Origin of the sequence: Streptomyces sp. H27-H1 (assembly GCF_026627445.1) — a bacterium.
Taxonomy (GTDB): Bacteria; Actinomycetota; Actinomycetes; order Streptomycetales; family Streptomycetaceae; genus Streptomyces.
Genome location: NZ_JAPNLJ010000001.1, coordinates 287,394 through 314,175, shown reverse-complemented (window position 1 = coordinate 314,175; position 26,782 = coordinate 287,394). Strand labels below are relative to the sequence as shown.

At 70.6% G+C, this 26,782-nt stretch carries 28 protein-coding genes, 1 tRNA gene and 1 other RNA gene; 4 read left to right on the top strand and 26 right to left on the bottom strand.

The features are described from left to right. Nucleotides 1–55: 55 nt before the first annotated feature. From OTB20_RS01515 to ffs, 4 genes are all read right to left on the bottom strand, one after another. Nucleotides 56–1,663, bottom strand: a complete 1,608-nt coding sequence (locus OTB20_RS01515; RefSeq protein WP_267814644.1) for a hypothetical protein — start codon at nt 1,661–1,663, stop codon at nt 56–58. 300 nt (nt 1,664–1,963) lie between these two features. Further along, nucleotides 1,964–3,217: a phosphoribosylamine--glycine ligase gene (gene purD / locus OTB20_RS01510; RefSeq protein WP_267814642.1), complete on the bottom strand. Its 1,254-nt coding sequence runs from the start codon at nt 3,215–3,217 to the stop codon at nt 1,964–1,966. 60 nt (nt 3,218–3,277) lie between these two features. Next, nucleotides 3,278–5,467 (bottom strand): DNA polymerase III subunit gamma and tau, encoded by a 2,190-nt coding sequence (locus OTB20_RS01505; protein ID WP_267814640.1) that lies wholly within the window; start codon nt 5,465–5,467, stop codon nt 3,278–3,280. A 155-nt stretch (nt 5,468–5,622) separates the two neighbouring features. Further along, an RNA gene (gene ffs, locus OTB20_RS01500) (signal recognition particle sRNA small type) lies at nt 5,623–5,721 on the bottom strand. 118 nt (nt 5,722–5,839) lie between these two features. On the opposite strand from ffs, the gene OTB20_RS01495 reads away from it, so the two are divergent. Further along, nucleotides 5,840–5,927 (top strand) — tRNA-Ser (locus OTB20_RS01495). Nucleotides 5,928–5,990: 63 nt separating this feature from the next. Here OTB20_RS01495 and OTB20_RS01490 read toward each other — a convergent pair. The 15 genes from OTB20_RS01490 to OTB20_RS01420 all read right to left on the bottom strand — a co-directional run bounded on the left by OTB20_RS01490 (nt 5,991) and on the right by OTB20_RS01420 (nt 17,012). Then, nucleotides 5,991–7,274, bottom strand: a complete 1,284-nt coding sequence (locus OTB20_RS01490; protein ID WP_267814639.1) for a tyrosine-type recombinase/integrase — start codon at nt 7,272–7,274, stop codon at nt 5,991–5,993. 26 nt (nt 7,275–7,300) lie between these two features. Next, nucleotides 7,301–7,525: a helix-turn-helix domain-containing protein gene (locus OTB20_RS01485; protein ID WP_267814638.1), complete on the bottom strand. Its 225-nt coding sequence runs from the start codon at nt 7,523–7,525 to the stop codon at nt 7,301–7,303. 272 nt (nt 7,526–7,797) lie between these two features. After that, nucleotides 7,798–9,348 carry a YfjI family protein gene (locus tag OTB20_RS01480; protein ID WP_267814637.1) on the bottom strand — a complete coding sequence of 517 codons (1,551 nt, stop codon included), beginning with the start codon at nt 9,346–9,348 and terminating at the stop codon, nt 7,798–7,800. Next, nucleotides 9,345–10,271 carry a bifunctional DNA primase/polymerase gene (locus OTB20_RS01475; protein WP_267814635.1) on the bottom strand — a complete coding sequence of 309 codons (927 nt, stop codon included), beginning with the start codon at nt 10,269–10,271 and terminating at the stop codon, nt 9,345–9,347. The genes OTB20_RS01480 and OTB20_RS01475 overlap by 4 nt, the downstream gene beginning before the upstream one ends. Before the next feature lie 86 nt (nt 10,272–10,357). Then, the gene (locus tag OTB20_RS01470; protein WP_267814633.1) at nt 10,358–10,648 is read right to left on the bottom strand and encodes a hypothetical protein; all 291 of its coding nucleotides are present in this window, start codon (nt 10,646–10,648) and stop codon (nt 10,358–10,360) included. Nucleotides 10,649–10,660: 12 nt separating this feature from the next. Further along, nucleotides 10,661–10,963 (bottom strand): hypothetical protein, encoded by a 303-nt coding sequence (locus OTB20_RS01465; RefSeq protein ID WP_267814632.1) that lies wholly within the window; start codon nt 10,961–10,963, stop codon nt 10,661–10,663. Further along, nucleotides 10,960–11,565 carry a hypothetical protein gene (locus OTB20_RS01460; RefSeq protein WP_267814631.1) on the bottom strand — a complete coding sequence of 202 codons (606 nt, stop codon included), beginning with the start codon at nt 11,563–11,565 and terminating at the stop codon, nt 10,960–10,962. Before OTB20_RS01460 ends, OTB20_RS01465 begins: the two co-directional genes overlap by 4 nt. Further along, nucleotides 11,562–11,762 (bottom strand): hypothetical protein, encoded by a 201-nt coding sequence (locus OTB20_RS01455; protein WP_267814628.1) that lies wholly within the window; start codon nt 11,760–11,762, stop codon nt 11,562–11,564. Before OTB20_RS01455 ends, OTB20_RS01460 begins: the two co-directional genes overlap by 4 nt. A 3-nt stretch (nt 11,763–11,765) precedes the next feature. Further along, nucleotides 11,766–12,047 (bottom strand): hypothetical protein, encoded by a 282-nt coding sequence (locus OTB20_RS01450; protein ID WP_267814627.1) that lies wholly within the window; start codon nt 12,045–12,047, stop codon nt 11,766–11,768. Nucleotides 12,048–12,187: 140 nt separating this feature from the next. Continuing rightward, complete coding sequence (locus tag OTB20_RS01445) at nt 12,188–14,344, bottom strand: cell division protein FtsK (protein ID WP_267814625.1); 2,157 nt, start codon at nt 14,342–14,344, stop codon at nt 12,188–12,190. A gap of 80 nt (nt 14,345–14,424) precedes the next feature. Then, on the bottom strand, nt 14,425–14,769 hold the full coding sequence (locus tag OTB20_RS01440) for an RRQRL motif-containing zinc-binding protein (RefSeq protein ID WP_267814624.1): 345 nt from the start codon (nt 14,767–14,769) through the stop codon (nt 14,425–14,427). Continuing rightward, nucleotides 14,769–15,866 carry a conjugal transfer protein gene (locus OTB20_RS01435; protein WP_267814623.1) on the bottom strand — a complete coding sequence of 366 codons (1,098 nt, stop codon included), beginning with the start codon at nt 15,864–15,866 and terminating at the stop codon, nt 14,769–14,771. Before OTB20_RS01435 ends, OTB20_RS01440 begins: the two co-directional genes overlap by 1 nt. After that, complete coding sequence (locus tag OTB20_RS01430; RefSeq protein ID WP_267814621.1) at nt 15,866–16,510, bottom strand: GGDEF domain-containing protein; 645 nt, start codon at nt 16,508–16,510, stop codon at nt 15,866–15,868. Before OTB20_RS01430 ends, OTB20_RS01435 begins: the two co-directional genes overlap by 1 nt. Next, nucleotides 16,507–16,695 carry a hypothetical protein gene (locus OTB20_RS01425; RefSeq protein WP_267814620.1) on the bottom strand — a complete coding sequence of 63 codons (189 nt, stop codon included), beginning with the start codon at nt 16,693–16,695 and terminating at the stop codon, nt 16,507–16,509. Before OTB20_RS01425 ends, OTB20_RS01430 begins: the two co-directional genes overlap by 4 nt. Further along, the gene (locus OTB20_RS01420) at nt 16,692–17,012 is read right to left on the bottom strand and encodes a hypothetical protein (protein WP_267814619.1); all 321 of its coding nucleotides are present in this window, start codon (nt 17,010–17,012) and stop codon (nt 16,692–16,694) included. The genes OTB20_RS01425 and OTB20_RS01420 overlap by 4 nt, the downstream gene beginning before the upstream one ends. Before the next feature lie 569 nt (nt 17,013–17,581). Between OTB20_RS01420 and OTB20_RS01415 the strand changes: the two genes are divergently transcribed. Beyond that, nucleotides 17,582–18,352: a helix-turn-helix domain-containing protein gene (locus OTB20_RS01415; protein ID WP_267814617.1), complete on the top strand. Its 771-nt coding sequence runs from the start codon at nt 17,582–17,584 to the stop codon at nt 18,350–18,352. Next, entirely contained in the window at nt 18,349–18,822 is a 474-nt protein-coding gene (locus OTB20_RS01410) for an NUDIX hydrolase (RefSeq protein ID WP_267814616.1), read from the top strand. The genes OTB20_RS01415 and OTB20_RS01410 overlap by 4 nt, the downstream gene beginning before the upstream one ends. Here the strand turns inward: OTB20_RS01410 and OTB20_RS01405 are convergent. The 4 genes from OTB20_RS01405 to OTB20_RS01390 form a co-directional block, all read right to left on the bottom strand. Beyond that, nucleotides 18,810–19,379, bottom strand: coding sequence for an HD domain-containing protein (locus tag OTB20_RS01405; RefSeq protein WP_267814614.1), 570 nt, complete (start codon nt 19,377–19,379; stop codon nt 18,810–18,812). The genes OTB20_RS01410 and OTB20_RS01405 overlap by 13 nt on opposite strands. 11 nt (nt 19,380–19,390) lie before the next feature. Continuing rightward, complete coding sequence (locus tag OTB20_RS01400) at nt 19,391–19,837, bottom strand: GntR family transcriptional regulator (protein ID WP_267814613.1); 447 nt, start codon at nt 19,835–19,837, stop codon at nt 19,391–19,393. A 528-nt stretch (nt 19,838–20,365) separates the two neighbouring features. Then, nucleotides 20,366–20,629 carry a hypothetical protein gene (locus OTB20_RS01395; RefSeq protein WP_267814612.1) on the bottom strand — a complete coding sequence of 88 codons (264 nt, stop codon included), beginning with the start codon at nt 20,627–20,629 and terminating at the stop codon, nt 20,366–20,368. A 103-nt stretch (nt 20,630–20,732) separates the two neighbouring features. After that, nucleotides 20,733–21,062 (bottom strand): hypothetical protein, encoded by a 330-nt coding sequence (locus OTB20_RS01390; RefSeq protein WP_267814610.1) that lies wholly within the window; start codon nt 21,060–21,062, stop codon nt 20,733–20,735. A 93-nt stretch (nt 21,063–21,155) separates the two neighbouring features. On the opposite strand from OTB20_RS01390, the gene OTB20_RS01385 reads away from it, so the two are divergent. Beyond that, nucleotides 21,156–22,196, top strand: coding sequence for a helix-turn-helix domain-containing protein (locus OTB20_RS01385; protein ID WP_267814609.1), 1,041 nt, complete (start codon nt 21,156–21,158; stop codon nt 22,194–22,196). A 4-nt stretch (nt 22,197–22,200) separates the two neighbouring features. Here OTB20_RS01385 and OTB20_RS01380 read toward each other — a convergent pair whose 3' ends face one another. The 3 genes from OTB20_RS01380 to OTB20_RS01370 are packed head-to-tail and all read right to left on the bottom strand — an operon-like array spanning nt 22,201 to nt 26,780. After that, entirely contained in the window at nt 22,201–22,842 is a 642-nt protein-coding gene (locus OTB20_RS01380) for a YbaK/EbsC family protein (protein WP_324290320.1), read from the bottom strand. Beyond that, entirely contained in the window at nt 22,839–25,502 is a 2,664-nt protein-coding gene (alaS, locus tag OTB20_RS01375) for an alanine--tRNA ligase (RefSeq protein ID WP_267814607.1), read from the bottom strand. The genes OTB20_RS01380 and alaS overlap by 4 nt, the downstream gene beginning before the upstream one ends. A gap of 60 nt (nt 25,503–25,562) precedes the next feature. Beyond that, entirely contained in the window at nt 25,563–26,780 is a 1,218-nt protein-coding gene (locus OTB20_RS01370) for a cytochrome P450 (RefSeq protein WP_267814606.1), read from the bottom strand. Between the last annotated feature and the right edge of the window lie 2 nt (nt 26,781–26,782).

The following is a 26,782-nucleotide window of genomic DNA, read 5'->3' as shown; positions in this document are numbered from 1 at the left end:
CCGTTCGTCGCGAAAAATTCATCGGGGATCCCGTAGTGCACCCGGGCCCGGGGAGCTACACCAGGCGGACCGGCTTCTCGGCGCGTACGCCGACCTCCGCGAGCCAGTCCCGGAGCGGCCCGGAGTCCCCGTCCTCCACGAGCGACAGCACCCGTCCGGCGAGATCCGCCCGCCGTACGCCGGCGACCAGCAGGACGGGCCCGTCCAGCCAGTCCAGTCCGGGCTCAGCGCCCGCGGAGTCGACCGCCGCGCAGCACACCAGCGCCAGCACGTGGTCCGCCAGCAGGTCCCGCCCGCTGCGCGGGGTCTCCAGCGGGAACAGCGGCAGGGCGTCGGCCCCGCGGCCCGCGGCGGCGGCCGCGACGGGCACGGCCTCCCGCGCCAGGTCACCGCTCAGCCGGCCCGCGAGAGCGTCCGCGTCGGCGTCCGTGAGGTGGGTCAGCACCCGCTCCACCGTGGAGGCGGCGGGCGACGAGGACGCCGACAGCGCGTCCAGCGCGGCGAGCAGGCGGGCCGCCTCCGTCCGCCACTTGCGGTCGACGACCTCCTCCGGATAGGCCGCCCAGTCCACCGGCGACCAGTCGGGCCCGGCCTCGGCCGGCCCTCCGTGGAACAACCGCGCGGCCAGCAGCGAGGCGGCCTCGTCCACCGCTCCCGGCTGGTCCAGCAGATCGCACGCCGGGCGCTCGCCCAGCCTCGAGGTGAACCCGTCGGCCAGCCGGTCGCGGCGGGACAGCTCGGTCAGCGCGGAGACGACCCCCGCGTCGAGGTGTGCGGGCCAGCGGCCCATCCGCCAGGCGGGCAGTGCGACGCGGGTCAGCAGCCGGTCCCAGCCCGCGTAGGCCAGACCGACCTGCTCCTGGGCGGCGATGCGCAGCGCGTAGTCCACACCCTGTGCACGGTCGGAGGCGGCGGCGGCGACCCCGCGTTCCATCTCGGCGGCGTCCACCCGGCACAGCCGCAGCAGCAGCCGGGCGGGGGCGGCGATCCAGCCGAGGAAGCGCCGGCCGCCCACGTCCACGGCGGCGTCGAGGCCCCGTACGAATCCACGCGCGTCGGCTATGTCCGGGTGCGCGGAAGGGCCGGTACCGGCGACGACGGGCGCGAGGACGGCCCGTAGCTCCGCGACCCTCATCCACCACAGGAACGGCGAGCCGATCACCAGCACCGGGGCGGCCCCGGGCTCGGATTCCGGGCCGCCGGCTCCGGCGGCCCCACCGGCTATGCGGCCGGTGGCCCGGCGGTGTGCCGGGTGGGTGCGGTCCTCCAGCCAGCTGTCGCAGTCGGGGGTCAGGGCTATCGCGGAGGGCGCCGGAACGTCCATCCGGTCCGCCAGGTCCCGCACGAGCCGGTAGAGGTCGGGGGCGGCGGACTCCGACAGCGGCACGGTCGGGGTCATGGCGGGGCTCGCCCGCAGGACGACGGCGGCGAAGATCCCGCCGACGAGCAGGACGAAGGCGGCGACGGCGCACACGGCGAGGGTCACGGCCTGCCAGGGGTCACCGGCGAGGCGGCCCGTCATCCGCGCACTCACCAGCACCACGGCGACGGCGGCGGGCAGCAGCCCCACGGCCAGCGCCCTGCTGCGCACGCGCAGCACGGCCAAAGCGCGGGAACGCGCGGAAGGCGCGCCCACTTCAGCGATCGAACCGGTTCCGGACACGGCCGGACCTCACCCCCCTCTGCCCTGCGTCGGCGTTGCTCACTCCCCCACTGTGACACCAGCCCCTGACATCGCAATGCCGGTGGGCCATGTGCCGGAATGAGACCCGGAATGCTTGCGCCGCACCATAGTTGGGGCGGGGCCGGACGTCAGGCAGACCGGGTGACGATCACCCGATGGAATGGCTTTGGGTAAAGCTGGGTGTGTTCGAACGCGGCCGGATGCACTCGTACGCGAGCATGCGCGCGGGCCCGGCCGCACCGAGTGCGCACCGGGCCCGCTTCCGTCGGATCCTGCTGATCAGCGGTGTTCGGCGGCCTTCGCCGCGATGTCCGTGCGGTACTGCGAGCCGTCGAGCCCGATCCGCGCGACGGCCTTATACGCCCGCTCCCGCGCCTGCGCCAGATCGGAACCGGTCGCCGTCACCGACAGCACGCGACCGCCCGCGCTGACGACCGCGTCGCCCTCGCTCCGGGTCCCGGCGTGCAGCACGTACGCGTACGGGGCGTCCTGCTCGGCCACGTCGGCCAGGCCGGTGATGGGGTCCCCGGTGCGCGGGGTCTCCGGGTAGTTGTGGGAGGCGATGACCACGGTGACGGCCGCGTCCTCGCGCCAGACGAGCGGGGCCTGGGCGTCCAGGGTGCCGTTGGCGGAGTTCAGCAGCACGCTCGCGAGCGGGGTGCGCAGCCGGGCCAGGACCACCTGGGTCTCGGGGTCGCCGAAGCGGGCGTTGAACTCGATGACCCGCACACCGCGCGAGGTGATCGCGAGGCCCGCGTAGAGCAGCCCGGAGAAGGGCGTGCCGCGGCGGCGCAGTTCGTCCACGGTCGGCTGCAGGACGGAGGCCATGACCTCGTCGACGAGCTTCGGGTCGGCCCAGGGGAGGGGGGAGTACGCGCCCATGCCGCCGGTGTTGGGTCCCGCGTCGCCGTCGAGCGCGCGCTTGAAGTCCTGCGCGGGCTGGAGCGGCAGCACCGTGACGCCGTCGGTGATGGCGAAGAGGGAGACCTCGGGGCCGTCGAGGAACTCCTCGATGACCACGCGGTCGCAGCTCAGCGCGTGGGCGCGGGCGGCGGCACGGTCCTCGGTGACCACGACGCCCTTGCCGGCGGCGAGGCCGTCGTCCTTGACGACGTACGGGGCGCCGAAGGCGTCGAGGGCCTCGTCCACCTCGTCCGGGGTGGTGCACACGTAGCTGCGTGCCGTCGGCACTCCGGCGCCGGCCATCACGTCCTTGGCGAAGGCCTTGGAACCTTCCAGCCGCGCGGCTTCGCCGGACGGGCCGAAGACGGGGATGCGAGCCGCGCGCACGGAGTCGGCGACCCCGGCGACGAGCGGGGCCTCCGGGCCGACGACGACCAGGTCGGCGCGGAGCTCGGTGGCGAGGCGGGCGACGGCCGCGCCGTCGAGCGGGTCGACGGGGCGGAGCTCGGCCACCTCGGCGATGCCGGCGTTACCGGGAGCGCAGTACAGCGCGTTGACGTCGGGATCGAGGGACAGAGAGCGGCACAGGGCATGTTCGCGGGCGCCGCCGCCGATGACGAGGACCTTCACGCCATGAAGACTAGCCCGGGTTCCCGGGTGCCCTTCGTGCGGGCACCCAAGTCGGGCTCCCTAGTCGTTCGTGTATTCCTCTACAACGGTGGCTCCGAGCTCGCGCACGATCAGGTCGTGTCCGCTCAGTGCGGTGTCCACGAGGTCCGGGTCGTCGGCCTCCGCGACGTCGTCCTCGGGGGCTACGGGCGGGGGCGCCTGGTGGGCGGGCGGCTGGGACTGCTGCTGGTACGACTGCTGCGGCTGCGGCGGCTGCTGCTGGTACGACTGCTGGGGCTGTTGGGACTGCTGCGGCTGCTGGTGCGGGGCCTGCTGGGCCTGCGGCTGGTTGTAGGCGGGCGAGGGCGGAGCCCCGTAGGAGGACGCGGACACGGGGGCGATGGGCTGGGCGCCTCCGCCGAGCACGGCCTCGATCTTCCAGGTGACCTGGAACTGCTCGGCGAGCACCGCCTTGAGGACGTCCTCGCTGCCGCTGCTCGCGAAGTTGTCGCGGGCTCCGGCGTTGGGGAAGCCCAGCTGGAGGGTGGTGCCGTCGAAGCCGGCGACCTGGGCGTTCTGGCTGAGCAGGATCCAGGTGAAGCGGCGGCGGTTCTTGACGGCTTCCAGGACGGCCGGCCACATCGCCTGGATCTGCCCGGCACCGGCGGCCATCCCCGGGCCCGGGGCGACGGACGCCGCCGGAGCGGGGGCCTGCGCGGGGGCCGGCGGGGCGGCGGGAGGGGCCGAGGGGGCGGAAGCACCGGGCCAGGCAGCGGCGGCCGGGGCCGCGGGGGCGCCGGGGGTGGCCGCGCCGGGCCAGGCACCGGGGGCGCCGCCGCCGGGCTGCGCGGCTCCGGGCCAAGCGCCGGGCGCGGCGGCCGGGGCCGCCGCAGCGGGGGCCGCCGGCTCGGGCGCGGCCACGGGCGCCGGGGCGGGGTCGGGGTGGTGCACGGGAGCCGGCTGGACGGGGGCCGCCTGTGCTGGGGCGGACTGCCCCGGGGCCGCCGTCTGCACGGGGGCCCGTACGGCCGCGGGCGCCATGGCGTGGGCCTCCGGACCGGGTACGTAGCCCATGGCGGGGGCCTGGGCGAAGGCCGCGGCGGCGGAGGCCGCACCGCCGCGCTCCAGCCGCTCGAGCCGCGCCTGCACCGAGCGCTCGTCGTCGAAGGCGGCGGGGAGCAGCACCCGGGCGCAGATCAGCTCCAGCTGCAGCCGGGGCGAGGTGGCTCCGCGCATCTCCGTGAGCCCGGTGTTGACCAGATCGGCGGCGCGGGACAGCTCGGCGGCCCCGAAGACGGAGGCCTGGGCCTGCATCCGCTCGACGACGTCGGCGGGGGCGTCGATGAGCCCCTTCTCCCCGGCGTCGGGCACGGCGGCCAGGATCACCAGGTCGCGCAGCCGCTCCAGCAGGTCGGCGACGAAGCGGCGCGGGTCGTTGCCGCCCTCCACCACCCGGTCCACGATCTCGAAGGCGGCGGCCCCGTCCCCGGAGGCGAACGCGTCCACTACCGCGTCCAGGAGCGTCCCGTCGGTGTACCCGAGGAGCGAGGTGGCCATGGCATAGGTCACACCCTGGTCGGCGGCGCCGGCCAGGAGCTGGTCCATGACGGACATGGAGTCACGGACGGATCCGGCACCTGCGCGCACGACCAGCGGCAGCACCCCGTCCTCGACGTGGGCGCCCTCACGGCCGCAGACCTCGCCGAGGTAGTCCCGCAGGGTGCTGGGGGGCACGAGCCGGAAGGGGTAGTGGTGCGTCCTGGACCGGATGGTCCCGATGACCTTCTCGGGCTCGGTCGTGGCGAAGATGAACTTGAGGTGCTCCGGCGGCTCCTCGACCACCTTCAGCAGGGCGTTGAAGCCCGCCGAGGTGACCATGTGCGCCTCATCGATGATGTAGATCTTGTACCGGCTGGAGGCGGGCCCGAAGAAGGCCTTCTCACGCAGGTCACGGGCGTCGTCCACACCACCGTGCGAGGCGGCGTCGATCTCGATGACGTCGATGGAGCCCGGCCCGTTGCGCGCGAGGTCCTTGCAGGACTGGCACTCCCCGCAGGGAGTGGGCGTGGGGCCTTGCTCACAGTTCAGGCAGCGGGCGAGGATGCGCGCGCTGGTGGTCTTGCCGCAGCCTCGCGGCCCACTGAACAGGTACGCGTGATTGACCCGGTTGTTCCGCAGGGCCTGCATCAGCGGGGCAGTGACATGCTCCTGCCCGATGACCTCGGCGAACGACTCGGGGCGGTAGCGGCGGTACAGCGCAAGGGACGACACGTCTACGAGGTTATCCGGGCCCACCGACAACAGCGGCCCGCAGACCCGGTCGGCCTGTCCCGGCTTGCCCGCCCCGGCCGGCTCCGGTGCCTGCTGCGGCCCGTCCCGGCCCCGGCCACCAGTCCTGCCCCGGTCGGTCCTGAACCCGCCCCGGAACGCAAAGCGCCCCCCACGCACCCACCAGAGCCCACTTACCCTTGCTGCCTTCCGGCCCTGGGGGAGTTGGGTGAGATAGCGCCACGTGAGGGGCTGGCCCCACCCTAGCGGATGGAAGGCCCCGGAATCGAGCCGGACCCGGCACGGACTCCACGTCCTTCCCCGCCGGACGATCACGTTCGCGAGCACCCCTCAACGTCTTGTATTGTTTGCCCCGGAGGATTCGCCTAGTGGCCTAGGGCGCACGCTTGGAAAGCGTGTTGGGGGCAACCCCTCACGAGTTCGAATCTCGTATCCTCCGCCATTGCTCTCACCGGGCAATACGTTGAAGAGCCCCACCGCTTGCGGTGGGGCTCTTCTTCGTTCCTCAGACCTCGTTGTCCTGGTCTTTGTCCACAAGGACCCTCTCCGAGGGGCCCCAGATGGCCTCAGCGATCTTCTGCGCCACGTCCTTCAGCATGGCGTCGGGCACGTGCAGGTACCGCGCTCGCATCCGGGCAGACGTTCCCGGCTCCCAACCCATGATCTGGTCGATGACCCGGTCCGGAACCCCCAGCAGCATGAGCACGGTCGCGGCGGTGTGCCGTGCGTCGTGCAGGCGCGCATCCCTCACCCCCGCGTCGCCGATGAGCTTCTTCCAGTCGTGGTAGTCCGTGTTCGGGCTGAGCGGACCGCCGCGCGGCTTGGTGAACACGTACTCGGACTCAGTCCACAGGTCGCCAGCCGCCTTCCGCTCGCGCGCCTGCACCTCCTTGTGCGCCCGGAGCATCCGAACCAGAGGGCCCGGCAGGGGCACCGCACGCCGCCCCGCGCGCGACTTGGTGTTCTTCGTCTCGCGCCGCACCTGGCTGCGCATGGGGCAGTACCCGGCCTTCCGGCCGCACGGCTCAGCCTCCTTGCACCCGTGCGCGTACTTCGGCCGCAGCCGGTTCCGGCGCAGCTTCAGGTACTCGTTCTCCAGGTCCACATCGGCCCACCGAAGCCCCAGCGTCTCCCCCTGCCGCAGGCCGAGCGCGAGGGCAAGCATCCAGCGAGCGCTGTTGCGGCGCTTGTTCACCTCGATCAGCAGGCTCTGAATCTCCTCGACCGAATAGGGCTCGATCTCGTCTTCGGCCTCCTCCACCCTCGGCGGCTTGGCCAGCGCGGCGGCGTTCTTTGCCGCGTGGCCACGCCGTACCGCCTCTCCCAGGGCGGTGCGCGCGGTCCGGTGGGCCTGGTGAGCCGTGGCGGGCTTGCTGCCCTTCGCCTTCATCCGGCGGTAGAGGCTCTCCAGGTGTTCCGGCTCCAACCGGTCAATCCGGTGCTTGCCGATGCCGGGAACGAGGTGCACGCGAACGGCCACCTCGTAGCCGTCGTAGGTGTTCTCGCTGACGACCTCCTTGGCGATGTTCTCGACCCAGTGCCACAGCCACTTCTCGACCGTCCACAGCTTCCCGGGCTGCTGGGCAGTCCCCTGGTCACGCTGCTTCTCCAGCCGCTTGACCTCATCCATCAGGAGATCTTCAGTAGTCCGGGTGATGTGCCTCCGGTACGGCTCGCCGTTGTCCCGGTAGCCCATCGGCACTCTGGCGTGCCAGCGGCCGTCCTTTCCGAAGTAGATCGCGGTTTCGCCGTTGGCGCGGCGGGTGCCCTTCTTGCTTCTCTCTGCCACAGGCAGACTCCTGTCTCGGGTGGCCGTCAAGCCGCGTGTTGGGTGGTGCGGAGGCGGGTCACGTACTCGGCCGGCGCATCGACCGGGACCCTGCGGAGTCCACCGATCAGGACGGACTCCAGCGCGCCAGTGCGGATCAGCGCGAAGCAGGTGGTTCTGCCGACGCGGAGTCGGCGGGCGGCTTCCTCGACGGTCAGCAGCACCAGCGTTGGATCTGCCGCGTGGGACACGGCGTCATGGGCGTCATGCATGGGCTCGCTCCTTGGCGGCCCGCCACAGAAACCACGAAATACACAGAAACCCGGGGCAGGGGGGCTGACCTGCGGAAACCTCCGTGGGGGTGGACCGCCACAGAAACCGCAGGAAGTCCCACAGAAATAAGGGCCCGGGGGTGGGCGGGTATTTGTGTGGGACTTCCGTGGGTTTCTGTGGCGACGGCCCTCCTGGCGCCCTGGCCGGTGTTTGTGCAGGTCAGGGGCGAGGTGGGGTTATTTCTGTGATTCTGTGGTTTCTGTGGCGGGGGTCAGACGGTCGGGTCGCTCAGCTGGGGATGGATGAGGTAGCGCGGGGACGGCGGCCGGCCCCTGCCTCCGGTGCGCTGGACGGGCTGGCAGCGGATGAATCCGTGGTCGTCCAGCAGCTCAAGCGCGGGATCCAGATCAGCGACCGTGGGGAACTCAGAGCGGGAGAGCTTCACCATGAGGTCGCGCTTGCTGACCTCGCTCCACTGCTGAGCGCGCAGCAGCTCCAGCACGGCGTGAGCGCGGTTGGCGGTGTGGTCGGCGCCCATGAGGTCGAAGACGACCAGTGCGTGACCGGTGAAGTAGTCGATCAGCTTCACCGCCGCGCGCATGGTGTCCGGACTGATGGGCTCGGTGTGCCCGTTCGTGGGGTGCGCGGCCAGGTGGAGCAGCCCGGCCAGGCGGCAGGTTGCGCCGCCCAGCTTGTTGGCCCAGTTCCCGACGTGAGCGAGGTCGCCCCCACGGGGCCGCAGCCGCGGTTCCTGCCGCTCCTCGAACGCCACGAGCACGTCACCCGCTTCGGGGGAGAGCTGGAGTACTGCCGGATCCGTCCAGTCCGCCAGCGACATCGTCAGCGCGGTGATCTTCTCCTCGTAGGTGGTAGCCACCGCGTCCGGGATCGGGTCGGGCAGGATCGTGCGATGCCCGACGAGCGAGGTCGGAAGGGAGTAGAAGAACCTGGCCAACAGGCCCCTGTCATTGGCTCCCTTAATACGGCCGATGTCCTCCAGAACAGAGGGCTGGACGGTCAGGCCCATGGTCAGGGCCGGGGACTCGATGAACTCCTCGCGTCCCCGGCGGTCTACCCTCAGCCGGTCGCCTGCCTGCCCACGCAGAAAGACATCCAGGTTCGGGGTGCCGGAGTAGCGTCCCGCGATGATGTCGAAGATGCCGCCCTCAGCGGACATCACGGAGAGCCTGCCGCCCTGTTCGGCCAGGAGTGAGGCGATGACCTCGGGGGTGGCGTCATCGGCCAGCAGACGGGGTTTGGCGGGCACGGTGACCGCCTCGGCGGCCTGTGCGAGGCCGATGGCCTCCGCGACGAGCTGGTCGCGCTTGTCCGCGTCGGCGCGGGCCGCCTTGGCCGCCGCGTTGTCCGCAACCTCCCTGGCGAGCCGGGCGGTGATCTCCGCCTCCACGATCCGCCCGGCGGACTGCGTGACCAGGAGCGCTTCACAGCGGTAGAGCGGGTCAGCCATCAGGTTGAACACGGCCGACTTGCGGTTGCCCGGGGGCAGCGCGACGACCACGAACACGTTGACGGGCTCGCGCCACCGGCTGCGGACGTGAACCACGGCGCGGCCCCCGGCAGCGGTGCCGAGCACGGCGAGGGCGAGGGAGGCGGCCATGTCAACGGGAGTCTGCGTCTCCTCCGCGACCGCGCGCACGTAGTCGCCCAGCCAGGCCGGGAAGACCTCGGTGGGGAACGCGGGGAGTTCGCGGCGGGCGGTGAGCGGGATCGGCTCCTCCCACGGCGCGGTTGCTGCCTGCTCAGCGTCCAGAGCTTCGAATCCCGCCCACAGCTCGCTGCTGTCCACGGGCTGTGTGGTCATGCCGCCCCTCCCAAGGTGTTGCGGGCGCTGCGCTGGATGCCGTCGCGGATGCTGGCTGCGATCCGGGACGGCGCGAGGCCCTGCGGCGCGGCGGCGGTGAGCGCGTCGGTGACTTCCGTCTCGGTGAGGGTTCCGGCGGCGATGAGGCGGCCGAGGGCGTACGCGGCGTTGTAGAGCGTGGTGTTCTGGGCGCCCGTGACGGCGGCAGCCACCTTGGCGACCTCACCGTTCAGGGCAGCCGTCGCGTAACGGTCCGCCTTCCCGATCCGGGAGCGGAGAACGGCCACAGGGACCGGGGCGGGCGCGGGCGGCGTGATGAGGAGGTCACAGAGCCACGTGGGGAGGGGGGCCGGGGGAGCGTCGTGAATGATCTCGTACGAGCCGGTGCCGACCGTGCTGCCGGCCGCGACCACGTACCCGCCCCAGGCTCGCGTGTCGACCTTCCACCCAAGGCGTCCTGCGCTCCCACGTAGCTGCTTTTCGGCGGGGGCGGTGAAGTACAGGTGCTGTCCGCCACGGCGGGTGCGCACCGTGAACGTCTCGGTCGGCAGCCGCTCGCCAGCGCGCTCACAGACCATCGCGAAGACGTCCAGACCGTCCGTTGCCCCGGCCCATTCCTCGGGCGCGGGTCCGTCGTCGTCCTTGGGGATGTCGAGGTCTACGACGAGGAGTCCGGCGGGGCCGGTGGCGATGCCGACGTTGTAGGGGGCCGCCTGCCAGCACACTGTGATGTTCCCGGGGTCGAGGGTGGCGCGCTGTTCGGGGGTGCGGTGTCCGTCCGTGCACCGGCCGGTGCGGGGGCAGTTGCGTTCGGGGTGCCCTGCGGGCCGCTTGTCTCCGGGGCGCAGGGGAAAGACGGGCCAGCCGCGCTCAGCGGCGGCCAGGGCGGCGCGCAGCAGCGTCGGGGCGGGGGTTGGTGTCATGCTGAGGGTGCTCCTGTTTCTGCGAAGGGACTGGGCAAGCCGGGGCGGTCGCGGTCTTTGGAGAGAGGCGACCGCCCCGGGCACAGCTACAGGTCGGTGAGCGTGGCGGTGGGGATCTCGTAGACGTCGATGACGTCACGGACGCCGTGCCAGCGGCCGGGGGTGTGGTGGATGTAGACCACGTGGAGCGGGATTCCGTCGCGGCCGGTGAAGGCGTAGACGTTGACCGCGTCCACGTGCTTGGGGCTCTTGCGGGCGCTGCGGATGTGGGACAGCGCCGAGATCACGCTGACTCGTTCGGGCCGGTAGCTGACACCGTCGACCTGCGTGTGCATCGTGGGGTGCTGCGTGGTGCTCAGGGCGGGACTGGAACTCATAGCGATCTCTCCTCAGTGGTGGCGGAGCCAGAGGGCGTATTCCTCGCGGACGTAGCCGCGGGGGTCTGCGGTGCGGGGACCGTCCGCGTGGTCGATCTCCATCAGCCGCCGGGCCGCTTCGGTGGCGCAGGTCGCTGCGTCGCCGCTGACGGGGTCGTCGTCGGTGAGGGCGATGCGGTCCAGGAGTGCGGCCTTGCGGAGCCAGAACTCACGGACGTGGATGCCGCTGCGGCAGTCACGGGCTCCGCGTACGGTCCATCCGATTTCGCTGATGACGCTCGGCGCGGTGGCGTATGCCGCCTCGGGCCCGGTCACCAGTCCTTCCGTTCGGCAGGGGGAAGTTCGGGCAGCCCCGCGTCCGTGATGGCCTGCTGGTTGAAGCCGGGAAGGGCTGCGCGGGTGATGAGGGCGTTGGCGAGCTGTTCGGCGTAGGCAGCGCCAGAGCGAGCCACCTCGATCTGTGCTCCGGCTCGCAGGGCCTCCACCCGCTCCACGTGGGCGTGGTCCTCGCGGCGGCCGAGGGTCTGCCGCTCGAAGGTGACTGTCTCGCGGCGGTCGGTGCGCCAGTAGCGGGCGGCGAGTCCGTAGGCGACGGTGGTGGCCAGGGCCCACAGCAGGATCGGGAGGGAGAGGCCATCGGCGTATCCGGCGACTCCGGCCAGGGCAAGGCCTCCGGATGCGGCGAACGCGGTTCCGGCGATCACGCTGCCACCGACGTGGTTGCCGGAGGAGAACGCGCCGGCCGCCGCGGCTCCGGCGGCGAGGACGACCATCAGCGCCGCGTTTCCGACGGAGTGTTCGGCGCCGTTGGCGTTCCAGATCCGGCCCAGAATCAGCACGGTCGTGGTGGCCACGGCGGGGGCCGCCTTGGGGGCGAGGTCGAGTGCCCAGTGCCGGTAGGTGATGGGCTCGTTCATCCCTGGCTCCCGAGATCGGAAACGGCGTTGATGACGGCGGTGGTGAGTTCGTTGATGGGCCCGGAGGCCCCGGTCGACGCGAGGAAGAAGCCGAACATCATGGCGACGAACGCGGAGCCGTAGCCGAGGGTCTTGGAGCGGAGCAGGAAGAACAGGACCAGCCCGAACAGGGCGACGAGCGAGAGGGTGATGGCCATGGGTTATCCCTTCGGGGCGAACGTCTTGCGGGGGGCGGGGTTGGCCTCGCGGTAGAGGTGGAGCCACAGGTTGTAGAGGTGGCGGCCGACGCGGATGCGCTTGCCGTGGCCGTCGCAGCGGCGGCAGTGCTTGCCTCGCTTGAGGCGGCCCTTGCGGTCGGTCTTCATCGCGTAGCCGAAGCCCTTGCATTTGCGGCACGTGCCGAACGGGCTGGACGCACACACGCTGATGTAACCGAGTGTGACGATGAGCAGGCAGGCGCTAGCAAGGAGGATGAGGGTCATGGAGTGCCTCTCGGGCGGGGTTTCCGGTGTTTTCGCAGGTCGGCTGCTAGGTACGAGATCGCTGATGGCAGCCGGTTCGGGGTGCTAGCGGGGGTGCTAGACCTAGCAGCGGTGGCCGCTAGGTCTAGCAGCGGTGCGAGTCAGCCCCCGGACCGCTTCCCGTCACGGACGGTGATGGTGGCGCTGATGTCGGCGCGAGCGATGCCGCGTCGGGTGGTGCCCTTGCCTGCGGTGGTGGAGCCCCAGACGTCCTGCGCGGTGATGCCGTGCGGCTTGAGGTTCGTGGTCACCGTCTCGGCCTTCCAGCCGCTGTAGACCTCAGGGCGCAGCGAGGCGAGGCGGGCGGCGACCTTCTCGTTCCAGACCTTCTCCTCATCGGCCGGCACGACCCTGAGGATGTCGGCGAGGAGGTCGAAGGAGGCTTCCCCGCTTTCGGGTTCCTGGCCGATGGCGTGGCCGGTGACGTTGCCGTACTCCTCGCGCATCCGGCGGGCCCGCACGACGACCTGTTCGGCGGCGACCGCGTCGACGAACGCGGAGGCCACGATGCGTGGGTCATCGCCCTCACCGGCCATCCAGCAGATGCCCCGGTCGGTGCGGGAGAACATCGTGGCCCGGTACCCCGCCTTGTACATCGACGTCCCGAGCACCATGTCGTTGGCGGGCTGGCCCATGACCTTGAGGCAGAACCGCAGCACCGCGTTCGCGCTGATGCCGGTGGGCAGTGACTTCGCGTCCGGGCGCTGGGTGCCGAAGAGCGTCACCATGCCGAGGGCCGGGCCGCGCTTGCACAGGTCGGTGCAGATCTCTTCGAGTTCCTTGCCGTACTTCTCGTGCTCGAAGGGGACCTGGCACTCATCGAATCCGGCGACGATCGGGTGCAGGCCCAGGCTCTTGTCGTTGGCCAGCTCGGCGGTCACCTTCGACTCCGGGCAGCGCGAGCGCGGCAGCGACTTGATGACCTTCGCCCGTCGCCGCAGCTCGGCCCGCAGTTCCCGCAGCGATTCGAGGACGTAGAGGATGTCCTCATCCTCATCCCCTGCCCGGTAGCGGTGACAGACCGGCTCCAGCGCACCGAAGTCGCCAGTGCCCTTGAAGTCGAACGCGTAGAGCTGGGCACGCGGGTCCAGAGCGGCGATGAGCAGGAACAGACGCATCAGGAACGTCTTGCCCATGCGGGGGATGGAGCCGACGACCACACTGGCGAACATGAGGGTGACGGCGACATCGGCCATGCGCTGGTCGTTGCCGAAGACGACCGGCTTGAACAGGTCCACGCTGCCCGACTTCAACAGCGGCCAGGCTGGCTTCTTGGTCTCGTTCATGGGCTTGTCGCCCACCCACAGGACCAGGCGCCCTTCGTGCTCGGTCGGGTCAGAGGACGGCCACACCGAGCCCACCTTGCGGCGTAGCCCGGAAGCGAGCGGCTTGCGGGCCTCCATGATGTCCTCGGGGGTGACACCCCAGGGAAGGTCGAGATCGGCGCGGTAGCCGGGCCCGTCCCGGGTGATCTCCGAGGTGAACCGCAGGCCGTTCATGTCGCCGCCCTTCTTGATGGCGGCCGTCAGCTTCGCGTTGCCGATGTTGTCCAGAGCCCGGAGCACGAGCATCCCGGTGAGCTTCTCAAGCTCCGTCTTCAGCACGGCGGGCCCGATCACCGGCTGATCCTTCGGCGCGCCCCAGAAACCGGCGGCGAGCACGGCGGCCGACGCGAACACGGCGAGCCAGCCGGGCGCCATGACGTACATGGTCAGCGCGAAGCCGGTACCGAAGATCAGCGCCACCACGGTGACCAGCATCCGCAGCCGCACCCGACTGTCACGCTGCCGCGACAGCTTCAGGTACTCGGAGGTGTTCTCCTTATAGACCTCATACGCCCGCAGCGGGGCCGCCTCGGCGTCCCACACCCACGCGTTGGTGTCGCGGACCAGTCGGGCCACGCCGCGCGGGGCGAGCCGACCGAGCTGCAGCGCGTACCAAGGGGTGCGGATGCCGTGGAAGGCGGTGGCGTAGAACGCGTTGCTCGTCGCGCGCTGGGTGGTGGAGACGAACCCCGGCTTCGACTTCAGCCAGGAAGGAATGATCGGCAGCCGCTTGTAAGTCGTGATCCCCGGCGACGGCAGGTCCTTGGAGTCGACCGGCCGCGACCGCGGCGACTCCTCCTCATCGTCGTCGTAACGATCGGCCGGCGGACCCGCCGGGGCCGGGACGGTGGGGCGCTTGGTGGTGATGTCGAAGACCTCGGCGCCGGGGCGCTCCAGGTCCTCGCTCTGGTCAGTGACATGGACATCAGACACGGTGGATCTGCTCCCTCATAGCGAGTGGGGTGGAAGGGGCCCGGACGACGCTTGGACGGCGAGGCGTCCGGGCCTCTGCTTCAGGCGGCGCGCTGTTCTTCGGGGTAGGCGCAGGGCACGCACATGCCGAGCGAGGCCGGGATGACGTATCCGGCGTCGGTGGAGCACTGGGGGCAGGTACGGCGCGCGAGCATCGCCAGGGCAAGCGCATCCCACTTGGCCGGGGTCATGGGCCGAACGGGCTTGGCCAGGTCGACGCGGTACAGGTAGGCGGTCAGCGGCTTCCGCCGGTAGCGCGGTCGCTCAAGCTGGGCCACGACGTCCTGTCCGCCGGGGCGAAGGCCGGCCGCGCGGAGTTGACGGCGCGTGGCCAGCCCGTCCGGGGCGAGCCTCCATGAGTAGACGGGTATGCCATCCCCGGCCATCACACGGCCGTCGCTTCAGCGGCGGCGGCGCGTTCGACCTTGAGCGTGTCGCGCAGCAGACGGCCCCTGGCGGACGACGTACGGACCGCCTTACGGATCGCCTCGGCTGTCAGCTCGCCATCGGACCAGTTGGCCGTGATCGACCGGGCCTCGTCCAGCAGCTCATCCGAATCACGCGTCGGTCGGGGCGTACGGGCCGACTTCGGCACCCGACCAGTCGCCCGACGCGGAGCCGACTCCACAGCAGCGACCGCCTTCACCGGAGCCGACTGGGGAGGCTCGACCGGCTCGGCTACCGGAAGCGACTCCGGCAGGGCAACCGGCTCGATGACCGGTGCCGAGTCGACCGACTCAGGGGCGGGAAGTTCAGCCGTCACGGGCAGGGCCTCGGCGGCCGACTCGTGCAGGTCAGACCCCAACCGATTTACGGTGAACTCTGCCGTTTCATGCTGGTTTGTGGGGGCGGTGAACATCGCGGCCAGGGCGGCGTCCGCACCGCTGGTGAGCCGGTCGCGCTGGACGTCCAGGAGTCGAGCGCCCAACGACGCGTCCCCCAAACCGACTTTCCGAGCCAGCTTCCACGACGTCCGGTCGGACGACTTCCGCACCCTCGACTGCGGGTGGTTCGCCGCCCGGGCACGGTGGTAGGCCAGGGCCCGCACCACGGCGGCAGCCTTCGCCTCCGCTTCGATGTCGCGGCCGTCCTGGTGGACCACGATCCGCCGGGCCAGGAACGCCATGCCCTCGGCCGCGACGCACATGCCCATCGGGGTCACGGCGTAGATCACAGTGCGGCCCGGTTCATCGGCGGCCATCGCGGCCATGACCGATGCGGCGGCCGGCAGGGCCCACAAGCCGATCCGGATGATCCCGGGGGAGGACTGGCCGAGCATCGTCAGCCCGAGGAGCACCAGCGCCAGAACGGCGGTCGCGCCCTCCCCGGCCGCCACCGCGCCGAGCGCCGTGCCGGAGCCGTAGGCGCGGCTGATGTTGCTGAACGTCCCCACCCCACCGGCGACGCCGGTAGCGAGCATGGGCACGAACGCGGCCGTCAACACGATCTTCTGTGCCTTGCTCAGTGCGTTGCGGGTCGCCATCACGCCGCCACCCCGCTCGTACCACGGCGGCCATCACGACGACCGTTGACCGTGCCCACCTCGGGAACCGTCAGCCGGTGGGCGATGCGCCAGCCCCCGCCACGTTGCTTGGCCCGGTACATCTGCTCATCAGCTCGGCGCAGCAGGGTGGAGAGGTCACCGTTTCCGGTGCGGTAGTAGGCGGCCCCGATCGAGGCGCTCACCTTGATGGGGCGCCCCTCGAAGGGCACCGGCTGGCCGAGTCGGCCCGTCAGCATGAACAGGTCGGCGCGCAGCTTGTCGATGCCGTAGCCGGGGATCAGGGCGGCAAACTCGTCTCCGCCCAGGCGTCCGGCGATCCCGGCGTGTTCCTCGGCCCAGCGGCCCAGGCGCTGCCCGGTTTCGCGGATGACCGCGTCTCCGGCCGCGTGACCGAGGGTGTCGTTGATCTCCTTGAACCGGTTGAGGTCCAAGACGAGTACGGCGCGCTGGCACCCTCGGGCCAGGCTCTTGCGGGCCCGCTCCTCGAAGGGGTCCCGCGTCCACAACCCAGTCAGCGGGTCGCGGCGGGCCGTCTCGATCCGGCGCCGCATCCACAGGCTGTGTACGGACCAGCCGGACGCCAGGGGAAGCGCTGCGGACAGGGCCGCCAAGGTGTGGCTCATGCCGCACCGCCGATCCGGCGCCGGTGAAGCGACCAGCCGATGTGCTGGACACCGAAACCGAGCGCGGCCACCCCGAGGAGCCAGCCCTCGTGCACCGCCACGGCGCTCACGGTGCAGCTCACGACGGCCAGCGAACCGAGCCAGATCAGCACCCGGTGCAGGTCTTGCATCGATCGGGCGCTCATGCCGCTTCCCCCATCCAGGAGGAACGGCCGGCGTCACGGGCCGCGCCCCGCAGGAAGGGGACGGTACGGGTGAGCGCGTCGGCGTAGAGCGCGTCCCACGCGGCGATCTCGTCCCCGCCCTCGCCCATCGCGGCCAGCTCCGCGATGACCTCGCGGGCCACCGCCTCACGGGCCGCACGCTCCTGGGCCGTCTCCGGGGTCAGCGGGCCCCGGAACAGGTCCCGGTCCAGCCCGAGCGGCAGTTCATCGAAGCCGAGGGCCAGCTCTTCGAACTCGGCCGGGTTCACGATCTGGTGGTTGCCGATGTACGAACGCATGTGGATCTCTCCTGATCAGCGAAGGGAGCCAGGGCAGTCGCGGTCTTTGGAGAGAGGCGACAGCCCTCGGCTGGTTGCACAGAGAGCCCCAGAAGACGGGGCCCGTGCTCCGGCCAGGAGTCGAACCTGACCTACGACCATCGGAGCAACACGGAGGGCAAAGCCCTCCGATCAAGCAATGCCGGATCCACCGAGAAGGCGGATCCGGGCAGGCACCTGGCCCGACATGGGCGGTCGGGGTGGTGGCCTGCACCCATCACCACACGTGTGCATGTGGCTGGGTCGGCACGCTCTTCAGTTCTCAAGCAACGGACGCGGCCTTCGTACTCACCCCTGCGGGCTTTCCTCCGGGCGTTCCATGAGGAACATGTATTACGTGTTCCTCATCTTGCAGAGAAGGATTCGCCCCGTCAAGCCCTTCGGCCTTTTGGTGTTCTGCGAGTCCCTCGCTCGATCTGCTTACAGATTGGCCTCAGGACGGAAGACGATCGACCTCGCACATGTACGACTTGTGGACGACTTCGCTAGGGTGAAGTCGCACCAAGTCGTCCCAGGGGGGAGAGCACGGCATGGCCAACGAACGACTGCGCGGCGCGATCATCGAGAGCGGCCTGACGCTCGATCAAGTCGGTTCCCGACTAGGGGTGTCGGCGAAGACGGTGGAGCGCTGGATCGGTGACCCAAAGCGCAAGCCTTACCGGCGCTTCCAGTACGCCGCCGCCTCACTGCTTCAGTGCGAGATGTCCTACCTCTGGCCGGAGGAGCGCACATCTGCCGAGGTCACAGAGGCAGGCAATGCAGAGCTGATCAAGCTGTATCCGCACCGCTCCGTCGTACCGAACCGCCTGTGGCCGCAGCTCTACGCGAAGGCGAAGGAGCACTTCGACGTGCTCGTCTACTCCGGCTTCTGGCTAACCGAAGACTCCACGTTCCACCAGGTCGTGAAGGAGAAGTCAGCGGCCGGCGTCTCCATCCGCTTCATGCTCGGCGAACCGGAGAGCCCGGCCGTCGCGGTGCGCGGTGCTGATGAGGGCATCGGATCCGCCATGGCCAGCAAGGTTCGGAACGCCCTCGTCAACTACGGCCCCCTCTTCGGACTCCCGGGGGTCGAGTTCAGACTGCACGCCACAACTCTCTACAACTCGATCTACCGGGCTGACGACGAGATGCTGGCCAACGGCCACCTGTACGGCGTCGGCGCGTACATGGCCCCGGTCCTGCACATCCAGCGGGTACCTGGGGGTGAACTGTTCGATGCGTACGCTGAGAGCATCGAACGGGTCTGGGAAACGGCCAGGCCCATCGCATCACCCGTCGACTTCGGAGGTCCACACGCATGAGCCGAATCGACTACTTCCGCGACCCCAACGCGCCAGCCGCCAACTCCGTGGTCCCCTCGGTCACGGCGGTCGTCCGTGACGACGCCGGACGGCTCCTCATCATCCACAAGACTGACAACGACCTGTGGGCGCTCCCCGGAGGCGGCCACGACATCGGCGAGAGCATCGGCGACACGGTCGTGCGGGAGGTGGAGGAGGAAACGGGGATCACGGTCGAGATCGACGGCATCTCCGGGCTCTACACCGACCCTCAGCACGTGCTCGCGTACGACGACGGCGAGGTGCGGCAGCAGTTCTCGATCTGCTTCCGCGCACACCCGACCGGCGGTTCACTCCGGACGAGCAGCGAGTCGAAAGAGGTCCGCTGGATGGATCCGGCGGACCTCGACAACTTGGACATCCACCCGTCTATGCGGCTGCGCATCCAGCACGGCCTGGACGACTCGCGGTCTGAGCCCTACATCGGCTGATCGCCAGCGGCTGCCTTGGCCATACGGGACTCCACCCGTTCCGCAGCTGCATGGATCTCCGGTGCCGCACGCTGAATGAAGCGACCGACGATCGTGTCCGGCCCGTACCGCTCCACGATCTCGGCCAGCCGCCGCGCCGGCGTGGTGTGGAGCCCGTCCGGCGTAGTCGTCATGTCGCAGAACAGCAGCGCGTCCACGAGGTCGGGACGCTCCAGCTCGAATTCACTCTCCAGCTCCTGCCTGAGCCCTCGCTCCTCGGCCTCCAGGAGAGCGCAGGAGTGGTGGGCCACGAGGCGGACGACCCGATCGTCCGCGCCCTCCTGGTCGCGGAGGAACCGGGCCCCGTCCAGCGGGTGGAAGCCCGTGGTGGCGAGACTCGGCGAGTAGCCGATGTCGTGCAGCACCGCGGCTGCTTCCAGCAGCTCCGCATCGGCGCTGAGGATCGGGCCCAGGGAGCGGGCGCGCTCTGCGACCCCGAGGGAGTGCGCCCAGCGACGCGGCAGCGGATCGGACAGCAGCGATTCGGAGAGCGAGTACGCCCAAGTAGTCAGTCCCATGACGGCCAAGGCTACGGCCGGCCGGTCTGAGTGGGGAGGGCGCGTACGGTGCGCCCCTTGCCGTGGACAGTGTCGAGCAAGCCTGTTCCCTCCATCTGGGCAATGGCACGGCGCACGGCCGTGCGGGAGACCTCGAAGCGCTCGCAGAGTTTGGCCTCGGACGGATAGACGTCACCGATCGCCAGCGAATCCTCTGCGATCACGTCAGTCATCCGCTCCACGAGGGATCGCCGGTCACCACCCCGTGCAACGCTCCAGCCCTTGCCTGGCGCGGACTGAAGCACCCCCTCGGCTTCGAGGACCTTCAGCGCGCGGCGGATCGTGTTGCGGGAGACCCCATGCAGGCTGACGAGATCAGCCTCAGACGGCAGCGCGTCAACGATCTCGCCCTCTTCGATTCCCCTGCGCAGTGCCTCCGAAATACCCAGGTAGGTTCCGCGCGGACTGGCCTCCGACACGTGGGCTCCTCTCGCTCTCGCCGTTACTCGCTGCCAAGGGTGCCACGGGGCTCGGCACCCGACCGGGGGGTGTTCCTCCCACGGCATTCGTTGTCCTGGTCTTTGTCCAGTACGCCGCCGGTCGCCACCGTTCAGCGCCGTACAGGCCCCCCGGCTCACATGCCCCGCGTACCCCCCTGAACGTCCCCGGACGGCCGTGCGCACAGTTGGAAAGCGTGTTGGGGGCAACCCCTCACGAGTTCGAATCTCGTATCCTCCGCCATTGCTCTCACCGGGCAATACGTTGAAGAGCCCCACCGCTTGCGGTGGGGCTCTTTGCGTTGCCCGTCTCGGCTGCGCCTGCCTGGGCGATCCCCTCCCCGGCGCGCGCACCGGCCGCGGGCCGACGCCCGGAACAGTGGCGGGCGGAACGGTGGCGGCGGCGGATCCGCTGATGGACTTTGCCCCGTCGCTGAACTGCAGGAAGCCGTTCTGCAGTGTGACCAGGGCCCGACCCTCACTACCGGGGGCTTCCGGGTCAGCCGACACTTACTGCACGGCGGACATCTTGGTCTGCGGGCCCCGGACGTCCCGCACGATCCCCGCGATGGAGCGCCCGCGCGTGCGCCGGATTCTCCCCGGACGCGGGCCGCGCCGGACCCAGGCGAGGGCCCGTCCCGTGCCGGCGCCCGAGGTGTGGGCGACGAGGTCTTCGCCGGTGCACGCGCCCACGACGGGCAGGGCGGATCGGAGCAACTCGGTGGCGGCCGACAGCAGTACTCCTGCGGCCGGAGTCAGAGCAGGGCGACCCAAGAGCAGGGTCGCAAGGGCCGCGGCGGCAGCACTGCCTGGCCGAAAGGGGTGGGATCCGGTCAGGGTAGTTGTGTCGGTCTGTCGGGGATGTCCGTGAACAACTTCACAATGCGGACGGATGTATCCTGTGTGAGTGATAATGAATCCGCCAACGACCGGCGGATTCTGGGAACTTTGCGGACATGGCCTCGGAAATTACGCGAGTCTGCCTCATCGCTTCCGCCGGGTCGGCCGAATTGAAGAAAAGGACGATGCCGAACTCGTCTGCGCTCTGAGTAACGTAGCTGTGCTGCAGATTCCTCGAGTCCTGTGTCGAACGGGCCGTTTCGCTCAGCATCCGGATGATGAATGAGTGCGCGACGCGTGCGGCGCTCGCGGAATCCTCGGTGGGGTGGAATGAATTTCGCTCCACCTTCAATGCGGTCACATGCATGGGACTTATTGTCCTGTGCCGGGCCGCAACCAACCCAGTCATTGATGCGGCAGCAAAGTGACTGGCCGGAAGATGTCACGCATGGATGGACCGATGGACCTGTTCGCCGGACAGTCTGATACCGAAACGACCCGGACACACGACGCACCCCTGTCGTGCCTGGGTATCGGCCAGTGTGCCGAAATGGTCTACAAGGCCATGATCAGAAACCACGAGTGGAGCGTCACCGAGCTCGCCCGCGAACTCGGACTTTCCGAAGAGGAGATCAGGCTCGGCCTGGACGAACTGGCCGCGACTTCGCTCGTGCGCCCCTCCTGGGAAGACCCGGGGATGTTCAACGTCGTGAAGCCCAGCGTGGCGATCGGCGCGCTCATCTCCGCTGAGCAGCAGGACATTCTTGAACGGCAGCGCCGTCTGGAGAATGGCCGGGCCGCCATGGCCGATCTCATGGCCGATTTCGAACGCGGCCAGGCGGATTCCCAGGGCGGTGGCCACGTCGAATTCCTGAACGGGGTCGATTCCGTCCGGCTGTTCCTGGAGGAGATTTCCCGGGAGGCCACGAGTGAGGTTCTCGCGCTGATTCCGCGGGCCTCGCTCACCTCGGAAAGCATGGAGGCCAGCAAGGAGCTCGACGAAAAGATCGTCGAGCGCGGGGTCGCCATTCGCACCATCTATCTGGACAGCGTCCGAAATCATCCGGCGACCCGGCGGTACGCGGCCTGGCTGAACGGATGCGGCGGCGAGGTGCGGACGGCTCCGCTGCTGCCGATGCGGATCATCCTGGTGGACCAGAAGGTGGCCCTGCTGCCGATCGACGTCTTCGAATCCGGCCGGGGCGCGCTCGTGGTGCGCCAGCCCACCATCATCGCGGCGCTGCTGGCGCTGTTCGCCCGGCTGTGGGACGAGGCGCGCCCGCTGGGCACCGCCGAGCAGCCGGACGACCAGGGGCTCAGCCCCCAGGAGCGGGAGCTGCTGAGGCTACTGGCGTCCGGGATGACGGACGAGGCGGCCGGGAAGCAGCTGGCGATCTCCGTGCGGAGCGTACGCCGCCTGATGTCCGACATCATGGCCCGCCTGGAGGCGCGCAGCCGGTTCGAGGCCGGGGTACGCGCCTCCGAGCGCGGGTGGTTGTGAGCCGTCAGCGCTGGGCGATGCGGGCCACCGAGGGCCGGGCCAGGCTCAGGTAGTCGCAGACCGCCAGGGCTGCCGACATGTCGAGCCGGCCCGTGTTGAAGAAGATCTCCCCGTGGGCGGTCAGCTCCTCGTCGACCAGGATCTCCAGCTCGCCCGAGGCCAGGTCGAAGGGGGCGATGGCGCCGCTGACGGCGCCCGTCAGCCGCTCGGCGACCGCTCGGGAGGCGAAGGCCGCGCCGGTGCCGCCGAGCAGGTCGGCGACCGCGTCCAGGTCCACCCGGCGGTGGCCCGGGACCACCGCGAGGACGTACTGGCGCTGCCGCTTGCCGAAGGCCACCCGCAGCACGAGGGACTTCGCTGCCCGGTCCAACGGGTGCCCGCGCAGCTCGCTGGCCACGTCGGTACGGCCCTCCGGCGGATGTGCGAGGAACCGGTGCCGGGCCCCGGCCGCCTCGAACAGGGCGGCCAGGGTGGCGTGCACGTCCACACCGGGCCCCTCCGGGTCCGGCCGCACCGGTGCGGCGGGTACGGGGGGCTTCGGCGATTCCGGGGATGCCCGGGGCGGCCGTACGGGACCCGGCAGGGGCTTCGGCGTGTGCGCCGGTCGCCGGCGGCGTACGTCCAGGACCTCCAGGCCCGCCGTCACCGCGTGCTCCGTCCCAGGACCGTGGCCGCCGCGGCCCGGGCCAGCGAAAGCGCGTCGCCGAGCCGGTCGGCGTGCCGGCCGCCCGCGCTCGCCAGGGCGCCCTTGCCGCCGGCGCCGCCGCCGATCACCGCGGCGGCTTCCGACAGCACCTCCCGCGCCTCGATGCCCCGCTCGCGCAGCCTGGCGCCCACCGCCGAGGCCAGCATCGCCTTGCCTTCGTGGGCGGTGCCCAGGACCACGATCCCGGCGCCGGAGGCGATCCGCACGGCCGCCGTCGAGGCCAGCTGTCGCAGCTCCTGTGCGGTGACGCCCTCCACCCGGGTGGCGACCAGCAGCCCGCCGGGCACGGCGTCCGCCTTCTCCGCGAGCCCGGCCGCCAGCGCGGTCAGCTCCGCCCCGCGCATCCGCTCCACCTCGCCCTGGGCCCGGGCCAGCAGCTCAAGCCGCTTGCGCAGGGCACCCACCGCGTCTTCCGGACGGCTGCCGAGCAGCCCCGCGAGCTCCCGCAGCAGTTGGCGTTCGCGGTCCGCGGAGGCCAGCGCCTCGAATCCGGTCCATGCCTCGATGCGGCGCAGGTTCGCGCCCACCGACACGTCACCGGCCAGCCGCACCGCACCGACCTGAGCACCGTGCGCGACATGGGTGCCTCCGCACAGCTCCCGGGAGAAGTCGCCGATGTCCACGATGCGCACCGTGTCCTCGTACTTCTCCCCGAACAGGGCCAGCGCACCGGCACGCTCCGCCTCGGCGCGGTCCGCGTGCCACACGCGCACCTCCGGGTCGGCGAGGACCCGCTGGTTGACCCGTGCCTCGATCTCCTCCAACTGGCTCTGGGACAGGGCCGAGAAGTGCACGAAGTCGAAGCGCAGCCGCCCGTCGTCGACCAGCGAGCCGTGCTGCACAGCGTGCTTGCCCAGCACTTCCCGGACCACCGCGTGCAGCACGTGCGTGGCCGAGTGCGAGCGGGCGACCGAGGACCGGCGTACCGCGTCCACGGCGGCCTCGACCGTCTGGCCGGAGCGGATCTCGCCCTCGACGACCCGCGCCGTGTGCACGTGGAAGCCGGGGAGTCCGTTGCGGGTGTCGGTGATCTCCAGGACCGTCCCGTCGGCGGTGCGCAGCTCACCCGTGTCGCCGACCTGGCCGCCCCGCTCGGCGTAGAACGGGGTGGCGTCCAGGATCAGTTCGATCTGCTGCCCGGCCGACGCGGCGGCCACGGGGCTGCCCTCGTCCAGCACGGCCAGGACGGTGCCCTCGGCGGTGGTGCGCTCGTAGCCGAGGAACTCGGTCCGGCCGTGCCGGGCGACCAGTTCGCGGTAGGCCTCCTGACGGCGCAGCGCGGCGGCGGTCTTCGCCTTGCCGCCGCTCTTGGCACGCTGCTGCTGGGCGGCGAGCAGGGCCTTGAAGCGGTCCTCGTCCACGGCGAGTCCCGCGTCGTGGGCCGACTCCAGCGTCAGCTCGACGGGGAAGCCGAAGGTGTCGTGCAGTTCGAACGCGGTCTCGCCGGACAGTGTCCCGGAGTTCTCCTCCTTCGCCCGGCGCACGGCCGCGTCGAGCAGCTTGGCGCCCTGCCGCAGGGTGCGCCCGAAGGACTCCTCCTCGGCCCGGGTGATCTGCTCGATCAGGTCGGCCTGCTCGGCCAGTTCGGGCCAGGCCGTGCCCAGGTTGGCGATGACGCTGCCGGTCACGGCGGGCAGTACCGGCCCGTCGATCCCGAGCAGCCGCCCGTGCCGGACCGCCCGGCGCATCAGCCGGCGCAGTACGTAGCCGCGTCCCTCGTTGCCGGGCAGGACGCCGTCCGCGATGAGGAAGGACATGGCGCGGGCGTGCTCGGTGACCACCTGGAAGGAGACCTTCTCGGCGCCGCTGCCCGGATATCCGCGCCCGGCCAGCTCCTGCACGGTGTGCAGGGTGGGGGCGAGCAGGTCGGTCTGGCAGACGTTCTCCACGTCCTGGAGCAGCAGGGCGAGCCGCTCCAGGCCCATGCCGGTGTCGATGCCCTTCATGGGCAGCTCGCCGAGGATCGGGTAGTCCGTCTTGCCCTCGCCCTCACCCCGCCCGAACTGCATGAAGACCAGGTTCCAGATCTCCATGTAGCGCTCGTCGTTGACGGCGGGGCCGCCGTCCCGTCCGAAGGCCGGGCCGCGGTCGTAGTACAGCTCCGAGTTGGGGCCGCACGGACCGGGCACGCCCATGGACCAGAAGTTGTCCTCCTTGCCCAGCCGCTGGATGCGCGAGGTGGGGATGCCGACCTTCTCCCAGCAGCGGATCGACTCGTCGTCGTCCAGGTAGACGGTCGCCCACAGCCGCTCCGGGTCCAGCCCGAAATCGCGGGTGACCAGCTCGTAGGCGTAGGCGATGGTCTCCTGCTTGAAGTAGTCACCGAAGGAGAAGTTGCCGAGCATCTCGAAGAACGTGCCGTGCCGGGCGGTCCGGCCGACGTTCTCGATGTCCGAGGTACGGGCGCACTTCTGCACCGAGACGGCCCGCGGGTACGGCGCCGGGCTCTCACCGAGGTAGTACGGCTTGAACTGGTTCATGCCCGCGTTGGCGAGCAGCAGCGTCGGATCGTCGGGCACCAGGGGGCTCGAACGTACGAGTTCGTGGCCGCGGGCGGTGAAGAAGTCCAGGAAGGTGGAGCGGATCTGCTGGGAGTGCACGGATGTCACCTCGGTGCTCGGTGGGACGGCGGTGGAGGGTGGGTGGGGCGGGTCGGGCGGTCAGACCAGGCACGGGATCGCGGAGACGGATGTCACTCCGAAGGCCGGCTCCCGCACCATGGCCGGGCTGCCGCCCCGCAGGCCCGGGTGGCGGTCGTCGATGGCCCGGAACAGGGCCTCGATCTCCATCCGGGCGAGTGCGGCACCGAGGCAGAAGTGGCCGCCGCGTCCGAAGGCGACGTGACGGCCTCCGGTGCGGCGGATGTCGAACCGGTCGGGGTCGGGGAAGACCTCCGGATCGCGGTCGGCGGCCGCCAGTACCAGGACGACCCGGTCGCCCTTGGCGATGTGGTGTCCGGCGAAAGAGAAGTCCTCCCGGGCGGTACGCGGGGCGAAGTTGAACGGCGAGGCGAAGCGGACGGCTTCCTCCACGGCCGCGCCGTACGGGATCTCGCCGGTGCGCAGGGCCCGGTGCTGCGCGGGGTCGGCGAGCAGGCAGGCCATACCGACGGCGGCGGCGGTGGCCACCGGTTCGGCTCCCCCGGTGAGCAGCTGGGCGAAGAGCGCGGTGACCTCCTCGGCGTCGAGTTCCCCGCTGCCGTCGGCGTACAGTCCGGCCAGCAGGGCGGCCATGGGGCCGGCTCCACGGGGCAGCACGGTGCCGGTGACGTAGCCGGTCAGCTCCCGTACCGCCCGCCCGGCGGCCAGCGCGGTGTCCTTCTCCAGGACCGGCATGCTCAGGTACCCGATCAGGGCGTCGGACCAGCGCAGTACGTCGGCCCGCTCGGCGTCGTCGATGCCGAGGAAGGCGCAGATCGCGGTGAGCGCGTAGGGGCGGGCCACCTGCTGGAACAGGTCTCCCTCGCCGGCGGGCAGGGCTCGCACCGCCTCCTCGGCGCACCGGGTCACGGTCTGCGCGAAGGGGGCCAGGCTGCGCGGGGTGAAGGCCCGCTGGAGGGCCTTGCGCGCCTTGAGCTGGTAGGGCGGGTCGGCGAACACCAGCCACTTGCCGAGGAATTGCTCGACGGGGGCGAAGGCAGCCCGCATGTCCTCGGTCATCGCGGCGAGCATGGCGCTCTTGTCCCGGGCGCCCAGGGCGGGCTCCATCAGGAGCGCTTCGACGTCGGCGTGCCGGGTGACGTACCAGCTGCGGGTGGGCTCGTTCCAGTGGACCGGATCGTGGGTGCGCAGTCGGGCGAAGAAGGCGGCCGGGTCGAGGGCTACCTCGGGCGCGAGGATCTCCTCGGGCGAGAAGGCAGCGGCGGTCTCGGTGGGCATGG